This is a genomic window from Rhodococcus sp. IEGM 1409 (genome assembly GCF_030056735.1).
In the GTDB taxonomy this organism is placed as follows: domain Bacteria; phylum Actinomycetota; class Actinomycetes; order Mycobacteriales; family Mycobacteriaceae; genus Rhodococcus_F.
In genome coordinates, this window is sequence record NZ_JASHKN010000016.1 from 21,443 (window position 1) to 38,603 (window position 17,161).

Annotated in this window: 16 protein-coding genes and 1 pseudogene; 6 read left to right on the forward strand and 11 right to left on the reverse strand. The window is 62.8% G+C overall.

What is annotated here, in order from left to right; translation table 11 throughout:
• Positions 1 to 13 precede the first annotated feature (13 nt).
• Positions 14 to 1,429: a hypothetical protein gene (locus QM716_RS28220; protein ID WP_283307553.1), complete on the reverse strand. Its 1,416-nt coding sequence runs from the start codon at positions 1,427 to 1,429 to the stop codon at positions 14 to 16.
• Positions 1,430 to 1,438: 9 nt separating this feature from the next.
• Positions 1,439 to 2,074: a TetR/AcrR family transcriptional regulator gene (locus tag QM716_RS28225; RefSeq protein WP_283307554.1), complete on the reverse strand. Its 636-nt coding sequence runs from the start codon at positions 2,072 to 2,074 to the stop codon at positions 1,439 to 1,441.
• Between the two features lie 128 nt (positions 2,075 to 2,202).
• Between QM716_RS28225 and QM716_RS28230 the strand changes: the two genes are divergently transcribed.
• The 3 genes from QM716_RS28230 to QM716_RS28240 are packed head-to-tail and all read left to right on the forward strand — an operon-like array spanning position 2,203 to position 5,292.
• Complete coding sequence (locus tag QM716_RS28230; protein ID WP_003945041.1) at positions 2,203 to 3,471, forward strand: cytochrome P450; 1,269 nt, start codon at positions 2,203 to 2,205, stop codon at positions 3,469 to 3,471.
• A 46-nt stretch (positions 3,472 to 3,517) separates the two neighbouring features.
• Entirely contained in the window at positions 3,518 to 4,270 is a 753-nt protein-coding gene (locus QM716_RS28235; RefSeq protein ID WP_283307555.1) for an isocitrate lyase/PEP mutase family protein, read from the forward strand.
• A 2-nt stretch (positions 4,271 to 4,272) separates the two neighbouring features.
• A complete protein-coding gene (locus QM716_RS28240; RefSeq protein ID WP_283307556.1) occupies positions 4,273 to 5,292 on the forward strand; it encodes a DUF2804 domain-containing protein in 1,020 nt (339 codons plus the stop codon).
• A gap of 89 nt (positions 5,293 to 5,381) precedes the next feature.
• On the opposite strand, the gene QM716_RS28245 is transcribed toward QM716_RS28240, so the two are convergent.
• The 8 genes from QM716_RS28245 to QM716_RS28280 all read right to left on the reverse strand — a co-directional run bounded on the left by QM716_RS28245 (position 5,382) and on the right by QM716_RS28280 (position 14,206).
• Entirely contained in the window at positions 5,382 to 6,620 is a 1,239-nt protein-coding gene (locus QM716_RS28245) for an HNH endonuclease signature motif containing protein (protein ID WP_283307557.1), read from the reverse strand.
• 66 nt (positions 6,621 to 6,686) lie between these two features.
• Complete coding sequence (locus tag QM716_RS28250) at positions 6,687 to 8,309, reverse strand: amidohydrolase (protein ID WP_283307558.1); 1,623 nt, start codon at positions 8,307 to 8,309, stop codon at positions 6,687 to 6,689.
• Between the two features lie 9 nt (positions 8,310 to 8,318).
• Positions 8,319 to 10,496 carry an AAA family ATPase gene (locus QM716_RS28255; protein ID WP_283307559.1) on the reverse strand — a complete coding sequence of 726 codons (2,178 nt, stop codon included), beginning with the start codon at positions 10,494 to 10,496 and terminating at the stop codon, positions 8,319 to 8,321.
• Between the two features lie 21 nt (positions 10,497 to 10,517).
• The gene (gene pssA / locus QM716_RS28260) at positions 10,518 to 11,348 is read right to left on the reverse strand and encodes a CDP-diacylglycerol--serine O-phosphatidyltransferase (protein ID WP_283307631.1); all 831 of its coding nucleotides are present in this window, start codon (positions 11,346 to 11,348) and stop codon (positions 10,518 to 10,520) included.
• 59 nt (positions 11,349 to 11,407) lie between these two features.
• Complete coding sequence (locus QM716_RS28265) at positions 11,408 to 12,121, reverse strand: phosphatidylserine decarboxylase (RefSeq protein ID WP_003941540.1); 714 nt, start codon at positions 12,119 to 12,121, stop codon at positions 11,408 to 11,410.
• A gap of 133 nt (positions 12,122 to 12,254) precedes the next feature.
• Positions 12,255 to 13,259, reverse strand: coding sequence for a DNA polymerase III subunit beta family protein (locus QM716_RS28270; protein ID WP_283307560.1), 1,005 nt, complete (start codon positions 13,257 to 13,259; stop codon positions 12,255 to 12,257).
• Entirely contained in the window at positions 13,249 to 13,701 is a 453-nt protein-coding gene (locus tag QM716_RS28275) for a hypothetical protein (protein WP_283307561.1), read from the reverse strand. The genes QM716_RS28270 and QM716_RS28275 overlap by 11 nt, the downstream gene beginning before the upstream one ends.
• A 34-nt stretch (positions 13,702 to 13,735) precedes the next feature.
• On the reverse strand, positions 13,736 to 14,206 hold the full coding sequence (locus QM716_RS28280) for an SRPBCC family protein (RefSeq protein WP_230816847.1): 471 nt from the start codon (positions 14,204 to 14,206) through the stop codon (positions 13,736 to 13,738).
• Between the two features lie 189 nt (positions 14,207 to 14,395).
• Between QM716_RS28280 and QM716_RS28285 the strand changes: the two are divergent.
• Both QM716_RS28285 and QM716_RS28290 read left to right on the forward strand, forming a co-directional pair.
• A pseudogene (locus QM716_RS28285) lies at positions 14,396 to 14,701 on the forward strand (amino acid permease); the annotation flags it as partial.
• A 29-nt stretch (positions 14,702 to 14,730) separates the two neighbouring features.
• Entirely contained in the window at positions 14,731 to 16,089 is a 1,359-nt protein-coding gene (locus QM716_RS28290) for a recombinase family protein (RefSeq protein ID WP_283307562.1), read from the forward strand.
• A 347-nt stretch (positions 16,090 to 16,436) separates the two neighbouring features.
• Here the strand turns inward: QM716_RS28290 and QM716_RS29445 are convergent, their stop codons facing one another.
• Positions 16,437 to 16,805, reverse strand: a complete 369-nt coding sequence (locus QM716_RS29445; RefSeq protein WP_502942169.1) for a helix-turn-helix domain-containing protein — start codon at positions 16,803 to 16,805, stop codon at positions 16,437 to 16,439.
• Between QM716_RS29445 and QM716_RS28295 the strand changes: the two genes are divergently transcribed.
• Positions 16,806 to 17,033 carry a helix-turn-helix domain-containing protein gene (locus tag QM716_RS28295; protein WP_283307563.1) on the forward strand — a complete coding sequence of 76 codons (228 nt, stop codon included), beginning with the start codon at positions 16,806 to 16,808 and terminating at the stop codon, positions 17,031 to 17,033.
• The last annotated feature ends 128 nt before the right edge of the window (positions 17,034 to 17,161 follow it).

Below are 17,161 nucleotides of genomic sequence, written 5' to 3' on the forward strand. Positions count from 1 at the left end.
CGGTCTGTCCTGATCAGGCGGTCTCGGTGGGTTCCGGTATCTCGACGGGCGGATGTGAAGGTCGTCGGAGGATCGCTGCACCGCAGAAGCCGATGATCAGGGTGAGGAGTACCGCCGCGCCGACGGTCTGAGCGGTGACGTAGTCGACGGTGATGCCGATGCCGCGTCCGAATAATCCCGCGTCGCCGTGGGGAGAGACAGCATCGATGTCGAGCTGGCCTTGGATGTATATCGACGTCATCATCGGTGGGAAAGAGAGCTGATCGGTGAGGATGGCGATCGACGAGAAGGTCATCGCGGCAAAGGGAATGGCGAGCCCGAGTGTAGCGTCGACCAGGCTGCCGGGAGCCAGGGAGCCGAACAGCAATCCGGCGGCGAGGCCCAGTGCGGCGATCTTCAGTGCGATTGCCCAGACACCGTGCGCGGAGTCGAAGGGCAGTAGTTCTGACAGTGTTACCGCAACGAGAACGGCGATTGCCACGAGGTTTGGCACCTGCTTGTGCAGTCGCAATCCGACGGCGACCGGCAGGGCTGCGAAAAGCACCAGTACCCAGGGGGACTTCAGCTGCCCCCAGTGACAGGAACCCTTCGCGATGTCGACGAACAACGGAGCCGACGCAGCCGCCAATGCGGTTGCCGCCCAGAGGAACTTGCCGCCAGCGCCGGAAGTGTCGCCGAGACGGTAGGCGGCGATCCACGTCAACGCAAGCGCAGCACCTGCCGCCAAAACCATGACGATCCAGGCGGTTGTCTCGGACGCGTACTGCTGGCGGTCGATCACGGCGCCGAGCACGCGATGCCCGATCGTCAGCGCGGTGATCACCACGAGCGCGATGCGGATTTCCCCCGCGTCGGGCTTTCGGATCCGGAAGCCGGCTTGTGCGGTGACTGCGCAGGCGATCGCTGCCGCGGCCGTGGCGCCGATCAGCCACCACGACGGCTCACCTACCGAAGATGTACTCATCCGGCCTGTCCCGCCGGCGAAGGTGCGAACCGCGAGGAAGGTGGCAAGCACGCCGAGGAGTACGGCGTTCTTCGTGGCAGTGCGATCCCAACTGACGGCAACAACGCAACCCAGAATTGCGGCGGCTGCAACACTTTTGACGATGATCAAGGCGATAAGCAAGTCCAGTGACGCAACCTCGGGTACAACTGCCCGAATGATCGCGATGACGGCGACCCCGACGGCGATCGCGATCCACGCTGCCCGACGGGAACCGCGACGCTGTGAGAGTGCGCAGGCAAGCACGGCAACCACGGCGCCGAGTCCGACAGCAGTGGGTCCACTACTGATCCAGCGATCCACTTCAGAGGGGGAGGCGACGATGGCCCAGTCACGAAGAACTGGATTGGTCAGGGCCAGCGCCGCGAGTATCCCGGACAGGAGCGCAGCGACAGTGGTGAGGATCGCTCGAAGATCGAGTGGCATCGGGCCAACCTATCGCGGCGCCGCAACATCGGTAGTGGGCGGCGTGAGTGCTGGAAACCAGATGTCGGTGAGAACGTCTGCTGCGACGTCCGCACCCGCGGTTATTGCGCCCTGCTCGGCCCATCGAATGAAGAAACGCTCGACTTGTGTCAGCAGGAGTTCGACTCGGAGTTTTGCCTCGTCATGACGGTCCTGTGGCCAGCGGGCCAGGTACGACGGCATCGCGTTGGGTAGTGCAGAGATACCTTCGCGTGCCAGTGTTCGGAACTCGGGTTCGAGGACCATTGCCTCGTCCCACGCCCGCATCATGTGGTGGTGATCGCGGCACCAGTCGAGGGCGCGTGCGATCCAGCCGGCGAATTCTTCGCGCGAACCGGAGTCGAGTACATGGTCGAGATCCTGGAATATGGCGAGCGTGCTCGATACGACAGTGTTCGAGCCGAGAGCCTTGAGGATGTCGATCTTGCCGGGAAAGTGCAGGTAGAAGGTGGCTCGGCTGCAGCCGACCCGGCCCGCGATGTCTTCCACGGTGACAGCCGCGTATCCGCGTTCGGTGAAGAGCGCGCCGGCGGCATCCACGAGGTCTGCGCGAGTTCGCTGCTTCTGCTTTTCTCGCAGCGTCAGTCTGCCGGAGGTATCTGTCATTACCGGGATCCTAGTGCCGCGGGGGCGCTTGCGGGACGATTGTACGAGACTCCCCGTCTTTCACTTGACAGCCTGTTAGTGAAAGCTACTCTGTGGTGTAGCGCACATTCGACCGATCAGAGGACGCCATGACCATCTCGGACACAACACGCACACCTGACCTGCCGGCCGGATTCGACGTCACCGATCCTGCTGTTCTCGGAGAACGGATCCCTTTCGAGGAGTTCGCTGAACTGCGTCGTAACGCACCGGTGTGGTGGTGTGAGCAGCCGCCGACGGTCGGCGGATTCCAGGACGAGGGCTACTGGGTGGTCTCGCGTCACGCTGACGTCAAAGAGGTCAGCCAGCGCAGCGACGTGTTCTCGAGCTGGGAGAACACCGCGATCGCGCGTTTCGCCGACGATATGCCTCGCGAGGCCGTCGAGATGCTCCGCCATCTTCTGCTCAACAAGGATGCGCCGGAGCACACCAAGCTCCGCAAGCTTATTTCGAAGCTCTTCACGCCTCGCGCGATCAACGGCATGCGCGACGAGTTGGATCGTCGTGCGCGGAGCATCGTCGACACCGCTGTGAGCGAAGGCCCGGGCGACTTCGTGAAGCAGGTTGCCAGCGAGCTGCCGCTCCAGGCGATCGCAGATCTGATCGGTGTACCGCAGGACGATCGAGACAAGCTGTTCAAGTGGTCCAACGAGATGATGGGCTACGACGACCCGGAATACCAGGGTGATCCGGCAGTCGCGTCCACCGAGGTCCTCGGATACGCGTACCAAATGGCAGACGCACGTCGTACCTGCCCGGCAGACGACATCGTCACCACACTGGTCCAGGCCGACATCGACGGCGACTCTTTGAGCCCGGAAGAGTTCGGTTTCTTCGTGTTGATCCTGGCGGTGGCGGGCAACGAGACCACCCGCAACGCCATCACACACGGAATGATCGCGTTCCTGGACAACCCCGAGCAGTGGGAGCTCTACAAGAAGGAACGTCCCAAGACGACGGCCGACGAGATCGTTCGTTGGGCGACGCCGGTCACCGCGTTCCAGCGCACCGCGCTCGAGGACACGGAATTGGCAGGAGTGTCGATCAAGAAGGGGCAACGCGTGGTGATGCTGTACAGCTCCGCGAACTTCGACGAGGACGTGTTCGAGAACCCGATGACGTTCGACATCACTCGTAACCCCAATCCGCACTTGGGCTTCGGTGGAACGGGCGCGCATTTCTGCATCGGTGCCAACCTCGCTCGCATGGAGATCGACTTGATGTTCAACGCGATTGCCGACAACGTCCCGGACATCACCAAGATCGGTGATCCGCGCCGTCTGCGTTCGGGTTGGATCAACGGCATCAAGGAGTTCCAGGTCGATTACAAGAGCACAGGCTGCCCGGTCGCTCACTAGAGTCGGTAGGTGAGAGGTACACCCCACGATCTCGAGGAGCCACCGCATGACTTCGATCAACGACAAGGCAACTGCTCTACTGGCGTTGCACCAGCCAGGCAACCCGGTCATTCTCCCCACAGTCTGGGACGCGTGGTCGGCGAATCTTGCGGTGGCTGCAGGTTTTGCAGCCCTGACGGTGGGCAGCCACCCGGTTTCCGATTCCATCGGCAAGCCGGACAACGAAGGCATTACCTTCGACGAGCTTCTGCACCGGATCAAGCAGATTACCGGTGCGGTCGACGCCCCGATCTCGGTGGACATCGAGGGTGGCTACGGGCTCGAGCCGGCAGTTCTCATCGACGGGCTGATCGATGCCGGCGCTGTCGGACTCAACATCGAGGACACCGTTCACAGTGAAGGCGGACGCTTGCGAGAGGCGCAAGAGCACGCCGACTTCGTGGGTGGGCTGCGTCAGGCCGCCGACGCCGCCGGAGTTCACGTTGTCGTCAACGCGCGTACCGACCTGTTCGTGAAGCAGGTCGGTGACGAGTCCGATCGCGTCGATCGCGCTATTGCACGCCTCAAGTTGGCAGCCGACGCCGGAGCCGACGTTCTGTACCCCGTCGGGCGCCATGACGACGAGACCCAACGCCGCCTGACGTCCGAACTCCCCCTTCCGATCAATGCGATCGGAATCCCGGATCAGGACGATCCGGCAAGTTTTGGCCCGCTCGGAGTGGCGCGTGTGAGCTTCGGTCCGTTCTTCCAGATGGCCTTGGCCAACCGTGCGAACGAGATCTTGGGACGCTGGAAGTAAGAATGCAGACACTGATGTCGCCCGGCCCGCTTCTCGACGATCGCGGACATCTGGTCGAGACGGGTTGGGCCTCATCGGAAATTCGCAAGTATCGACGCTCCGCGATTACCGCCCCGAAGTTCCGGATCAAGGAGTGGGACTACTACTGCGTTCTCACTGCGGAATACGGTATCGCGCTGACCGTCGCCGACAACGGGTACATGGGCTTGCTCGGTGTGTCCTGGCTCGATTTCCGAACACCACACGAAATCACCGAAAACGTGATGCTGCCGTTCCCGATGGGAAGGCTCGGTCTGCCCGAAAGTGCGGACGACGGTGATGTGGTGGTGTCGAAAGGTAGGGCTCGGTTCGAATTTCGCCATGTAGACGGTGGGCGTCACCTGATTGTCGACTATCCGGCTTTCGACGGTGGACGAGGTCTACATGCCGATCTGTTTCTGGCGTGTCCTGCCGATGACCGGATGGTGATTGCCACGCCGTTTACGAAGGCGCCCCGGTCGTTCTACTACAACCAGAAGATCAACTGCCTTCCCGCGACTGGAAGCGTGCGAATCGGGATCGACGACTTCACATTTCGCTCGGAAGACTCGTTCGGCGTTCTCGATTGGGGCAGGGGAGTCTGGACTTACGACAACACCTGGTACTGGGGTTCTGTATCCGGACTGGTGAGCGGCGAGCGGTTCGGATTCAACATCGGTTACGGCTTCGGGGACGCTACGGCGGCCAGCGAGAACATCGTGTTTGTCGGCGGCCGGGCGCACAAACTGGACAGGATCGACTTCGATATCCCGCAGGGAACGTACGACGGCGCTCCATGGACTTTCTCGAGCAACGATGGTCGCTTCGAGATGACTTTCGAGCCGATCATCGACCGTGCCGCGACTTTCGACGTCGGGGTGCTGCGTTCGATTCAGCATCAGGTGTTCGGAAAGTTCTCCGGCACAGTGATCCTCGACGACGGTTCGCGTCTGGTGGTTCGAGATCTCCTCGGATTTGCCGAGAAGGTTCGGAACCGCTGGTAAGCCGTGCGTATCCGCGAAGACGCCGGGAACGCAGCACGAGCACCGAGGCATGGAGGTGCCCCGGTGCTCAAGTCTTCAGTTGTGGCGGTTCACGCCGCTGTCGGTGGACTGTTCCCGCCGATCGGATGCTGGTACGGATCGATCGACATCGGCGGATAGAACACCGTCTTCCGATCGGGTCCGATCTCCACCCGCCACTGCGTGTGATGCATCGTCCGATGATGATGACCACACAACAAGATCAGATTGTCGAGATCCGTTGGGCCACCATCACTCCAGTGAACAATATGGTGAGCATCGCACCACCCCGACGGAGTCCCGCACCCCGGAAACGCACACCCACCATCCCGGATGGCCAACGCCCGCCGCTGCGGAACCGTCGCCGTTCGCACTTCCTTGCCGCACTCGAGCGGAACACCATTCTCATCCAACAAAATCCGGGTCACGGTGCAGTCGCACGCCAACATCCGGGCAGTATCAAGACTGATCGGGCCCACCCAATCCGCCCACGCACACCCGAGTTCCTCGGTCGAGGGCAACAAGTCCTTCAAAGCTTTCAGGTCCGTTATGTCCTTCGCCGATGCGGTCACAGTGATGTGCGGTTTCACGCCGCCTTCGATCGGACCCATCCCCGCCCGCTCGTACCGCCGCAGTAATTCGCAGAACCCATCCGCCCGCCGTAGTGCCGGAGTACGAGTGTCTTTGACGCCGTCCTTCTCCGGCGTCGGCGCCGACAGGCTCGACAGCAACGTGATCAGACGGGCACCGTTGATCGCATCCAGATCGCCTTTCACGCTGACTCTGCCGTACAAGCCTGTCGACGCGTAGAACTCGTTTCGTTCCGAGTCTTCCCCAACTGGAACGCCGTCCTCGCGTTTGCCGTACTGCTTCTCGATCCGCCGAATCGCCGCCCGCACCGCATCACAATCAGCAATATTCTTCGACGCCAACCCCAACAAGATTCCGCGGGCCTTGTCCACGTCCGCCGGGGTCATGTTCTTCGGTGGATGCTGACAAAACGACGCCACCTGGCGGGCTTTCAACGCATCCACATCCCCGCGGTGAAACGCATCCGCGACAACAGGTTCGAGCAACAGCAGCCTCGCCAAACCGACCAGCAGACTGCACTCACCGATCTCCAAATTCGTCGAACCATGCAACCACTGCGCGATCGCCCGAAAACCCTTCCCGACCACAGTCTCCCGGGAAAACATCTCCACAATCAGCAACACCATCCGCGACTGCAACTCGTGCCGGACGCGCACCAGATCCAGAACCTCACTCTCGAGATCCTCACCATCCAGCTGCCACGCTTCCCGACTGTCCATACCGAAAGTTTAATCGAACATACTTTCGATAACCAGGGACATATCGGACGACTTTTGAGCTCGAGGTCAGCCGATTGCGCTCAGGTCTCCGTACACCGTCCGACCCTCCAGGACGGTGGCGAGCACCTTGATGTCGGCCAGCTCGGTCGGCTCGACGTCGAGGGGATTCGCCGACAGCACAACAAGATCCGCGTAGGCGCCGGGAAAGATGGACCCGATGTGATCTTCGCTGAACAGCTGCCAGGCGGCGTTGACCGTATGGGCTCGCACGGCGGCGTCCACGGGTATCCGCTCCTGGGGTGCGACGACGCGGCCACTCGGCGAAAGTCTGGTGACGGCGTCCTGCATGTTCCGTAGCGGATTGGCGGGGGTGACGGGCCCGTCGTTGTGGAAGGTGAACCGTTGTCCCGCCGCGAGTGCAGATCCTGCTGCGGCCCAAACGGATCCGTATTCGGGGCCGAAGAGGTCGTCGACCAGAACGTCACCCCAGTAGTGCAGGTGGTCGATGAAGATGCTGACCGTGACGCCCAGTTCCGCTGCGCGGACGAACTGATCCGGACGCATCGCGCCGACGTGTTCGAGACGGAGTCGGTGATCGGGCCGGGGGTGCTCCTTCAGAAGTTGCTCCCACGCATCGAGGACCATGGTAATCGCGTCGTCACCGTGGGCGTGGCAGGCCATCTGCCACCCCTTTGCGAAGTAGGCGGAACTGATGTCGTGGATCTGCTCGCCGGTGTAGTTGGCGTGCCCGTGCGTGCAGGCGATCCCGAGCGCGCGGGTTGCCTCGGTATCGAGATACGGGAAACTGGTGGCGATGTTGCCGACCCACGGCGAACCGTCGGACCAGACCTTTATCCCGATCTGGCGCACCAGGTCGTTTCCGTCGCTCGGCGATGCTTCGGTAGTGCGTGCGTCGTTGGACATTTCGTAGAGCCGCAAGCGTGTGGTGAGCAGTCCGGCGTCGGCTATCGCTGCAAGGGCGGGCCGCATCTTGGGGTCGAACGACAATTCTGCGATGGTGGTGATTCCGGCGGCGTTCAGCCGGCCGCATTCGGCCGCCACCAGTGCGGGGAAGTCGTCACCGATGGTGACTGCGTGGCCCGCGACTGCAAACACCGCTGGCATTTCGTACGCAGATCCGTCGAGTGCGCCCGTCGCGTCGTGGCCGTACGATCCGCCGATCGGATCGGGGGTATCCCGGGTGATGCCGGCCTGCACTGCTGCCGCCGTGTTGAAATACGCGACGTGGCCCGAGTTGTGCATGATCACGAGCGGGTACTCCGGCGCTACGGAGTCCAGCCAGTCGATGGTCGGGTCGGGTAAGCCCTTCTGCAGCAACGGGTCCCATCCGTTCAGAGAAGCGCCTGCAGCACCTCGCGAACGGACCGTGTCGACGACGGCAGCAACTACGGCGTCCGCCTCGGTGATCGTGACAGGCCGGATGTCGACGACGTCAGGGCCGAGCACGATCGCTTCTTCCAGAGGGTGACCGTGTGGCTCGATGAACCCCGGCAGAACAGCGGCACCTCCGACGTCGACGACGCGGGTGTCCGGCCCCACCAGTTTCTCGACGTCCGTGCGCGCTCCGACGGCTGTGATCCGGCCGCCCGTCACGGTGAGCGCCTGGGCGCGTGGTGATTCCTCGTGCATGGTCACGATGTCGCCGTACAGAACCAGATCAGCAGCCATGGTCAGTCCTTATCGGTTGTCCGCGTACGCCTGTAGGTGTGCCACCTGCTCGGGATCGAGTGAGGGACGTACCTTCTCACGGGCGGTTGCCACGTCCGCGGCCGTCACGTCGGCCGCGTCCATGCTCCGACGCATGGCGGCGAGTGCCGCCTCACGCAGGAGAGCCGAGCAGTCTGCTGCCGAGTATCCCTCGAGATCGACGGCCAGAATGTCCAAATCGACATCTTGGGCGAGCGGTACCGACTTTCCCGACGCTCGCAGAATTGCTTTGCGAGCCTCTGCGTCCGGCGGCGGTACGAATACGAGACGTTCGAGTCTGCCGGGGCGCAGGAGAGCAGGGTCGATCAGATCCGGTCGGTTGGTGGCGCCCAACACCACGACGTCGCGTAGCGGTTCGACGCCGTCGAGTTCGGTCAGCAACGCGGCCACGACGCGATCCGACACCCCGGAGTCGGAACTTTGACCACGACGCGGGGCAAGGGCGTCGATTTCGTCGAGGAAGATCAACGAGGGCGCCGAATCGCGTGCGCGCTGGAACAACTCGCGTACGGCCTTTTCGGAGGCGCCGACCCACTTGTCCATCAGCTCTGCACCTTTGACGGCGTGAACGCTGAGGTGGCCCGAGCTGGCAAGGGCGCGAACGAGATACGTCTTACCGCAGCCGGGAGGACCGTAGAGGAGCACGCCGCGGGGAGGGTCGACCCCGAGGCGCGCGAAGGAGTCGGGGTGCTGCAGTGGCCACAGAACTGCTTCGGTGAGTGCTTGTTTGGTTTCGACCATGTCGCCCACGTCGTCGAGGGTGACACTGCCGATCGACAGTTCTTCGGTGCTCGAACGGGACAGCGGCCGAATCACTTCGAGGGCACCGACAAGATCTTCCTGTGTGATCTCGGGAGGTTCGCCGGATTTGGATGCCCGCGTCGCCGCTCGCAAAGCAGCTTCACGGCAGAGCGCGGCGAGGTCGGCGACCACGAAGCCGGGTGCGCGCGAGGCGATGGCGTCGAGTTCGAGAGTTCCGGTGGGCACGCGGCGAAGCAGGAGTTCGAGCAACGCCTTGCGTGTTGCGCCGTCCGGCAGGGTAAGTGCGAGTTCTCGATCACAGAGATCCTGGCCGCGAAGGCGCGCATCGACGGTCTCCGGATGGGCGGAGGTCGCGACGAATGCCACGCCCGGGGTGGCGACGGCGCTGCGTAGTTGTTCGAGGATCAGTGCTGACACCGGTTCCGCGGTGGCGGGAAGTAGAGCGTCGATGTCAGTGATCAGCAGCACGCCACCGCCGCGCACCGCGGCAACAGCGTCGACGATTCGCTGCAGGCGGGTATTCGCCTCGGTGGCACCGACTCCCGGGCCGTCAAGTTCGACCAATTTGCGCGAGGACAGGACCGAGCGGGCCAGCGTGGCTTTGCCCACCCCGGCGGGGCCGGAGACGAGGACGCCGAGGTGTGGGGAGGCGCCGAGCGTACGGAGCAGTTCTGGTTCGTCGAGTGCCAGGCCGAGCCACTCGGTCAGCTTGGCTGCCTGCGCCTGCGCGCCGACGAGGTGATCCAGCGGAACCGACGGTGCGGGTTCGATCGCGACTGCGGCAGGACTGGAAACGAACGCACTCGGCGTCAGTGCAGCCGCTGATCCGGAACCCCAGTTGACCGCCGAATTCGGCTGGACGCTGACCGGGCCACCGGCAGGTTCGACGGCCGTGACGGTGAGCAGTTCGGATGTCCACGCGACGCCGAAGGTGCGGGAAAGCGCTTGGGTGGCTTCGGAAGTGCTCGTACCCGGACCGAGATCGCGGGGGAGAAGCGAGACCGTGTCGCCGACGCTGACGACCTTGCCCAGAAGGGCTTGTCGCAGAACCGTCGAGCTGATCGAATTTGTCGCCATGGTGGAACCGGTGACGGAGACGGATCGCGCTCCGTACACCGTCACCGGACCGACCACGACGGCAGAGTTCTCGGTCAGGCCGACGTTCGACATGGTGACGTCGTCGAGAAGGATCGTGCCTGCCGGGGTTCCGGTGGGTGCACGGCCCGCGACCGTCGCGGTGCCGCGGGCTCCGATGAGTGCGATGGCATCCCATTCGCGGATGCCCAACGCCGCCAACGCTTCGGGGTGCAAGCGCACGACCCCGCGGCGTAGATCGGCGGCAGAGGTGTTGAGTCGAACGGTGAGGGCGAGTTCCGGCGAAGTCACCTCTCGAGGGTACGTCGTGGACTAGCGGGGTCGCCGCAAGCCGAGACGAGCGGCCGAGCGGCGGCCACCGACGTTGGGTTGGCGTCGGATCGCGCGGCGTTCGGAAGGCTTGATGTCCCAAGTTTCGGGACGCGCCGCCACCCACCGCTTCGAGTGCACGGCAAACGGGATGTGCACCAGGTAGATCGCGATGAGAACGATCAGCAAGATGTACGGGTAGGTAATGAGTGCAGCCGCAGCCAACGTCACCAGTACGAGCAGGCCGGCAGCCATGTGCGGGGGCACGGATACCGACTTCATCGCCAGTGTCGGGATGCGGCTGACGATCAGCGCCGCCGAGAAGAGCGTCCACACGATGACGACGATGTGCGAAGACCACCAGCCGTCACCCCACTGAGCCGTCGCGGCCAGGGGAGTGAGGGCGATGAGTGCGCCGGCCGGAGCCGGAACGCCGACGAAGTACTCACGTGAGTACGCGGGGACGTCGTCGTCGTCGAGCAGGGTGTTGAAACGTGCGAGTCGCAACACGATACTGACCGCGTAGATCAGCGCGATGATCCAGCCGATGCTGGTGCCGTCCAGCAAGGTCACGTACAGGACCAGGGCCGGGGCGACGCCGAAGGAGATGGAGTCGGCCAGTGAGTCGAGTTCGGCGCCGATCTTGCTGGTGGCGTCGAGCAGTCGCGCGATGCGGCCGTCGAGTGAATCGAGGACGGCAGCGGCGCCGATCATCGCGAGCGAAGTGCCAGGCTGACCGTCGAGAGCGAACTTGACGGCGGACAGGCCGGCACACAGCGCCAGGATGGTGATGACGGACGGCAGCAACCGCACCGCCTGGGTGCGTTTGGGCATCTTCGCGCCGGGTTGGGCTGCTCCCGGCTTCTTCACGGCTGACTTCATCTTCGGCGTCTTCACGGCAGTTGCGCGATAACTGTTTCAGCACCGATCGTGCGTTGTCCCGGCTCGACCAGGAGTGTGGTTCCGGCGGGGAAGTACGTGTCGACGCGTGAGCCGAAACGGATCAGTCCGTACGTGTCGCCGATCGGCAGGACGTCACCGACACCGGCGTAGCAGACGATGCGGCGTGCGAGCAGTCCCGCGATCTGGACGACCGCGACGTCGTGACCGTCGGCGGTTTCGATGAGCATGCTGTTGCGCTCGTTGACCTCGCTGGCGTCGGCGAGATCTGCGGAGAGGAACTTGCCTGCCTGGTGAACGACCTCTTTGACCGTTCCACCGACAGGGCTGCGCTGGACATGTACGTCGAGTACCGACAGGAAGATGCTGACGCGCGGGCGCGGCTCGCTTCCGAGATTGAGCTCGGCCGGCGGAACGGCGTTGTCGACCAGCGCCACCTCGCCGTCGGCGGGTGCGACGACGACGCCGATGCGGTTGGGCGGCACCCGGTGCGGGTGACGGAAGAACGTGGCGCATGCGGCGGCGGTGGTCAGACCGGCTCGGCGCACCCACTTACGGTTGCGGCCCAGAGCTGCAACTCCCAGCGGGGCCAGCACGAACGGCAGGCCGGCGGGATGAAGTGGCGGAATCGCATGGCGAACCAGATCGACGATATGTCCGATCCCGGTGGGTTGCGGGGTTCCGGGGGGTGTGGGTCGGCGTGCCACAGGCTCCTCTAACTACTCGGTAGGTCTTCTGCTGGTCGCACTGACAGTACGGGGCGGTAGAGCATCCATAGATTACGTGAACGCCTTCTCTCCTACGGGCTACTGCCACATCATGCACGTCCCTGCAGTGGCATCATGCACGTCCCTGCAGTGGCATCAAGTACGAGTAGTGCCCGACACAGTCGCCCGTGCGTATCGCCAGTGGCAGCTTCGCGCCGCTTACTCGGATCACCAGTTGCCGCCCCGGTTGGGCTGCCGCGGCGTCGCGCAGTCGCTGCCGGTCGACCAGTACTCGGAACCTCTCGCGGGGATCCTTTCCGCCCGGATCCACCCGGGCACCACCGTCTTCGCCGACGCTGACGACTGCGCGGTCCCCGGTGCCGTTGAGCAGGGCGGCAAGTTGGTCGCCGCTCAGTTCGACGGCGTCGTGGTGCTCGCCCAAGATTCGGTGATCGGGGAACTCGCCGTCCTCGATCAGCGGGCTGGACACCTCACCTCCCGGATACGACGCAGTCACTGTGCGCGTGGAGAAAGTGAGCGTCACGACGCCGGCGACATCGCGCAACAAACGCACGAAGGCCACGGGAACGACGGCGGACACCGTCAGAGCGGAGTGAATTTTCACCTCGGCGACCGCGAGCCGGAACTGATCAGTGGTGACAAACGCCGCGACGCCGTCGTGAATGTCGAAGTGGACGCCGCGAAGTATCGGGAACTCCGATTCCTCGTTCACGGCGAACAGCACGGCGTCGAGTGCGCGTCGTAGGTCCCAGGAGTCGATGTCCAAGCCGCCGGCGGTGGGCACCGAGTCGATCAGCCGGTGGATTCGCCCCAGTTCGGCGCGGGCGTCGGCGAGACCGTCCTCGAGGTTGCGCAGATGGGCGTCCAGGCACGAGTGGGGTTCCGGTCCGGTCAGGACGGCCATCATGTCGCGGATCGGAACACCGACGCGTCGCATACCGGCGATCACGCGTGCGTCGCGGAGCTGGTCGTCGGTGTACCAGCGATAACCGGTGCGCGGATCGACGGAATGCGGGACGAGCACGCCTTCCTTGTCGTAGAACCGCAGCGCGCTGATCGGGAGCGCCGACGCCCGGGACATCTCGCCGATCGTCAGGAGCGCGGAACTAGTGGTCACCGCTCAATTCTGCCCGCAGTCGCTCGATAGCGCCCCTGATCATCCGGCTGTAACCGTCGTCGGAGAGCGTGCCGACCGACGCCTCGGCCTTCGTCAGATGTTCGAGGGCCTCGGCGTCGCGTCCGAGTTTGCGGTAATCGGCAGCCAGGTTGAGGTGCAGCGACGGATAGAAACCGGCAACCTGCAGCGACGCGTGGTGTTCCTGGGCTCGCGCGTCGGTCAATGAATCGGCAGCTTCGAGGGCGCGCAGGTCCCAGCAGAGCTCCTGAGCCGGATCGTCTTGAACATCGGCCATGTAGTGCGCGAGGGAGACCATGTGGAGCGCATCTGGAGCGGCGCTGATCTCGGCCCACACCTTCTCGAACGCAGAGCGAGCCCCGGCTCGATCGCCGGAGCTCGCCAATTCTTGTGCCTGCGCTATCTGTGTCATCACGGGATCCATGGAACGGATCCTGATGCCTCGACCAGGTCGAGGGTCAAGCAGAGGTGCGCGCAGCCGCCTCGGCCTCGCTCTTCACACGCTTCAAGGTGGCGTTCATGCCTTCGACGAGCTCGACCTCGAAGTCGGCGTTTCCGCCCAGGACGGTCTTGACGAGGAACTGCGAGACCTTCGACGTTCCGGTGGGAGCCTCACGGCGTTCGGTCACTTTGGTGCCGGTAGCGGTCGGCTCGAGTTCGTAGGACCAGATCGTGCGGTTCTCCGCGATACGGAACGCCACCGACTTGTTCGGTTCGAAGCGAACGACCTTCGACGACGTCGGCCAGACCAGCAGGCCCTTGCGGTTGATGTTGATGGTCTTGGCACCCTCACGCACGGTTCCGCCGATCACCTTCATCACCTTGCACTGGGGGCTCCATTCGCCCATTCGCTGCAGGTCGGCGACGATTGCCCACACGTCCTGCGGTGATGCGTCGATGTCGATGCTTGCTTCGAGGGTGTTGGACACAGTCTCTCCAGTCGAGTTGATGCTACGTAAAGTTACAAACACTTTTGTCGATCGTAGGCGATCCGTCAATGGACCATGTGTGTCAGGTCACTGTACGGCCGTCCAGTAGGGTCGCGCGGGAACACGCGCGGTGGTAGCGGACAATGGTTCGCGCACGTATGACGATCCATCCGACTGGAGTACCGAGAAGTGAACAGCGACGCCGCGACGCAGGATGGTCTCAAACGAGGGCTGACGGCGCGCCATATCCGCTTCATCGCCCTCGGATCAGCCATCGGAACCGGACTGTTCTACGGCAGTGCCGAGGCCATCAAACGAGCCGGCCCGTCGGTGCTCCTGGCCTACTTGATCGGCGGTATCGCGGTCTATCTGGTGTTGCGAGCACTCGGCGAGATGGCAGTCCGTAACCCGGTTTCCGGTTCGTTCAGCGAGTACGCGAACAAGCACCTCGGACCGCTCGCCGGTTTCATGACTGGGTGGACGTACACCTTTGAGGGTCGTTAGGGGTCGTATAAGGTCTGTGCATGCGAGCGATCATCTACACCCGAGTGTCGAGCGATACCAGTGGTCGTGGACGGTCGGTCGAGGAGCAGGAAAGTGTCTGTCGCCAGGAATGTGATCGCGCGGGCTGGCCTGTCGCAGAGGTGTTGATAGACAACGATATTGGCGCTTCAAGGTTCTCTGCGAAAGACCGTCCGGCATACCGCAAACTTGCGAGCACTTTGGCGGCGGGCGACGTTCTGGTGACGTGGGAAGCATCGCGAGCGCAACGTGATCTCGCGGCCTACGTTCAGCTCCGCGACCTCTGCTCCGAGCGCGGCGTCATGTGGTCGTATTCCGGAAAACTCTTCGATCTCTCTCGCGGCGACGATCGATTTGCGACAGGTCTAGACGCGCTGCTTGCTGAGAAGGAAGTCGATCAAATCCGCGATCGGGTGCTGCGCGCGCACCGCGCGAACGCTGCCGCAGGTCGACCTCATGGCCAGATCCCCTACGGCTATCAAGCGCAGCGTGACCCAGATACGGGACGAATTGAGCAGCGCGTACCGCATCCCGAACAGGCGCCTATTGTGCGAGAGATTGCCCGGCGCATCATCGCGGGCGACTCGGTACGTTCGATCGCGACTGACCTGAACGCGCGTGGAGTTCCGACTGCCGCCACCTCGCCGTCGTGGCGGCCCGGCCTAATGGTGCAGATGATTCGGCGCGCGACGTATGCCGGCATCCGGACGCACCGCGGAACCTCTGTACCGGGAACGTGGGAACCGTTGATCTCGCAGGAGGATCATCGTCAATTGTTGGCGATCCTGTCCGACCCGGCGCGAGTGTCGCATCGGGGTTCGAAGCCGACGCACCTATTGACGGGCATAGTCCGTTGCGGCGTGTGCAACGAGGTCATGTGGCGTGGGAAGTCGAACGGGGCGAGCTCGTACCGTTGCACCGAAAACTTCTGCGTTTCGAGGCTGATGGACCCCGTCGACCTACTGGTCGCCGAAGCGATCATCGCCCGATGTGCGCAAGTGCAGAGCGTCGACGAACTGGAGGACCCGGCAGTCGCCGCTGCCGCTGCCACCGCTCGTGAGCTTCGAGACAGGCTCGAAGGCTTTGTCGACGACGCTGCTGAGGGGAGGATCTCTCGCTCGGCGTTCATGAGGATCGAGCAGACATTGCTACCAAAGATCCGTGCGGCCGAGCGGCAAGCACAGGCAGTCGTCCATCCTTTGGTTGGCGAGTTGCTTGGCAAAAATGCGCGTACCAATTGGGAGAGAATGGGAATTGAAGAGAGACGCACGGTTGTGAGGGCACTCGTGTCGGTGAAGATCTTAAAAGCACCGTCCGGACGAGGCTTCCGTCCAGAATTTGTTCGTGTGGACTGGAACTAGATTTTGAAACAATTGCAGTATCAGAAATGCAAAGGAATCGTATAGTCAACCGAGATGTACCGACTATCGAAAGCCTGGTTTCATGTCTCAACTATTCACGAATGATGACCCTGTGTTAAGTACTCTCGGTCAGCGCCGCGCGCACAAAGCCGCGTCCTCTCTCGCAGTTGAGAGGACGCCTGAGATTCCTGTATTTGATTTGTCGACACTCGGCATGGGTAGTACGAGTGTGACGGTGACTGACATTGTGGCGGCCGCACAACGATTGAACATACCGATCGCGGAATTGATGGACTAGCCCATCCCGACCATTAACGCCCCCAGCCGACAGGTTTAGGGGGCGTTGTCTATGTGTCCGTCTTTTCTTCGCGAAGGTGTTCGAACACGAGCTGCATGAATTTTGTTGGATCAGTTCGCAGTGCGGTGGTTAGCGCCACGAGTTGAGGGATATCCATATCTCGGTCACCATTCTCGAGACGCTCGATCGCAGACTTGCTGACGCCGGACAGTTCAACGAGCTTAGGTCTGGTCATCCGTACGCGAGCGCGGGCCGCGCGTAACTCCGCAGCGACCGCCTGCCGTATCTCCTCCGTAGAGGATTGAATGGGTTCCATATGGATGACTATAGCGTCCAAATTGACGTATTCACAAGATTTCCTCCCGACGTTTCTTTGAGTTCTTGCGAAACGTCCATTTGGAGGTCTATTGTCTTCCATATGGACGCCTTGAGCACCCGGATCGCGGACCGGATACGTAAAGCCGTGGAAGAAGCTCGCATTACGCACGCCGAGTTTGCGCAGGTCCTCGACGTTTCGGAGACGACGATTGGCCGCCGGTTGCGTGGTGAGCGCCCTTACGAGGTCACCGAGATCGTCAAGGCCGTCGAGTTCCTGAAGATCGACATCGGCGATCTCTTCGGGATGTCACAGACCCTCGCGGCATGACGAGCTGGACACCCGAGATGCAGACGTGGCTTGACGAGACGATGAGTCGCAGCAAGCCGCTCACCGTGCGACAGCTCGACATTGTTAGGACTGCATTTCGGAAAGCCGCCGCGAGTGATCTCACTCAA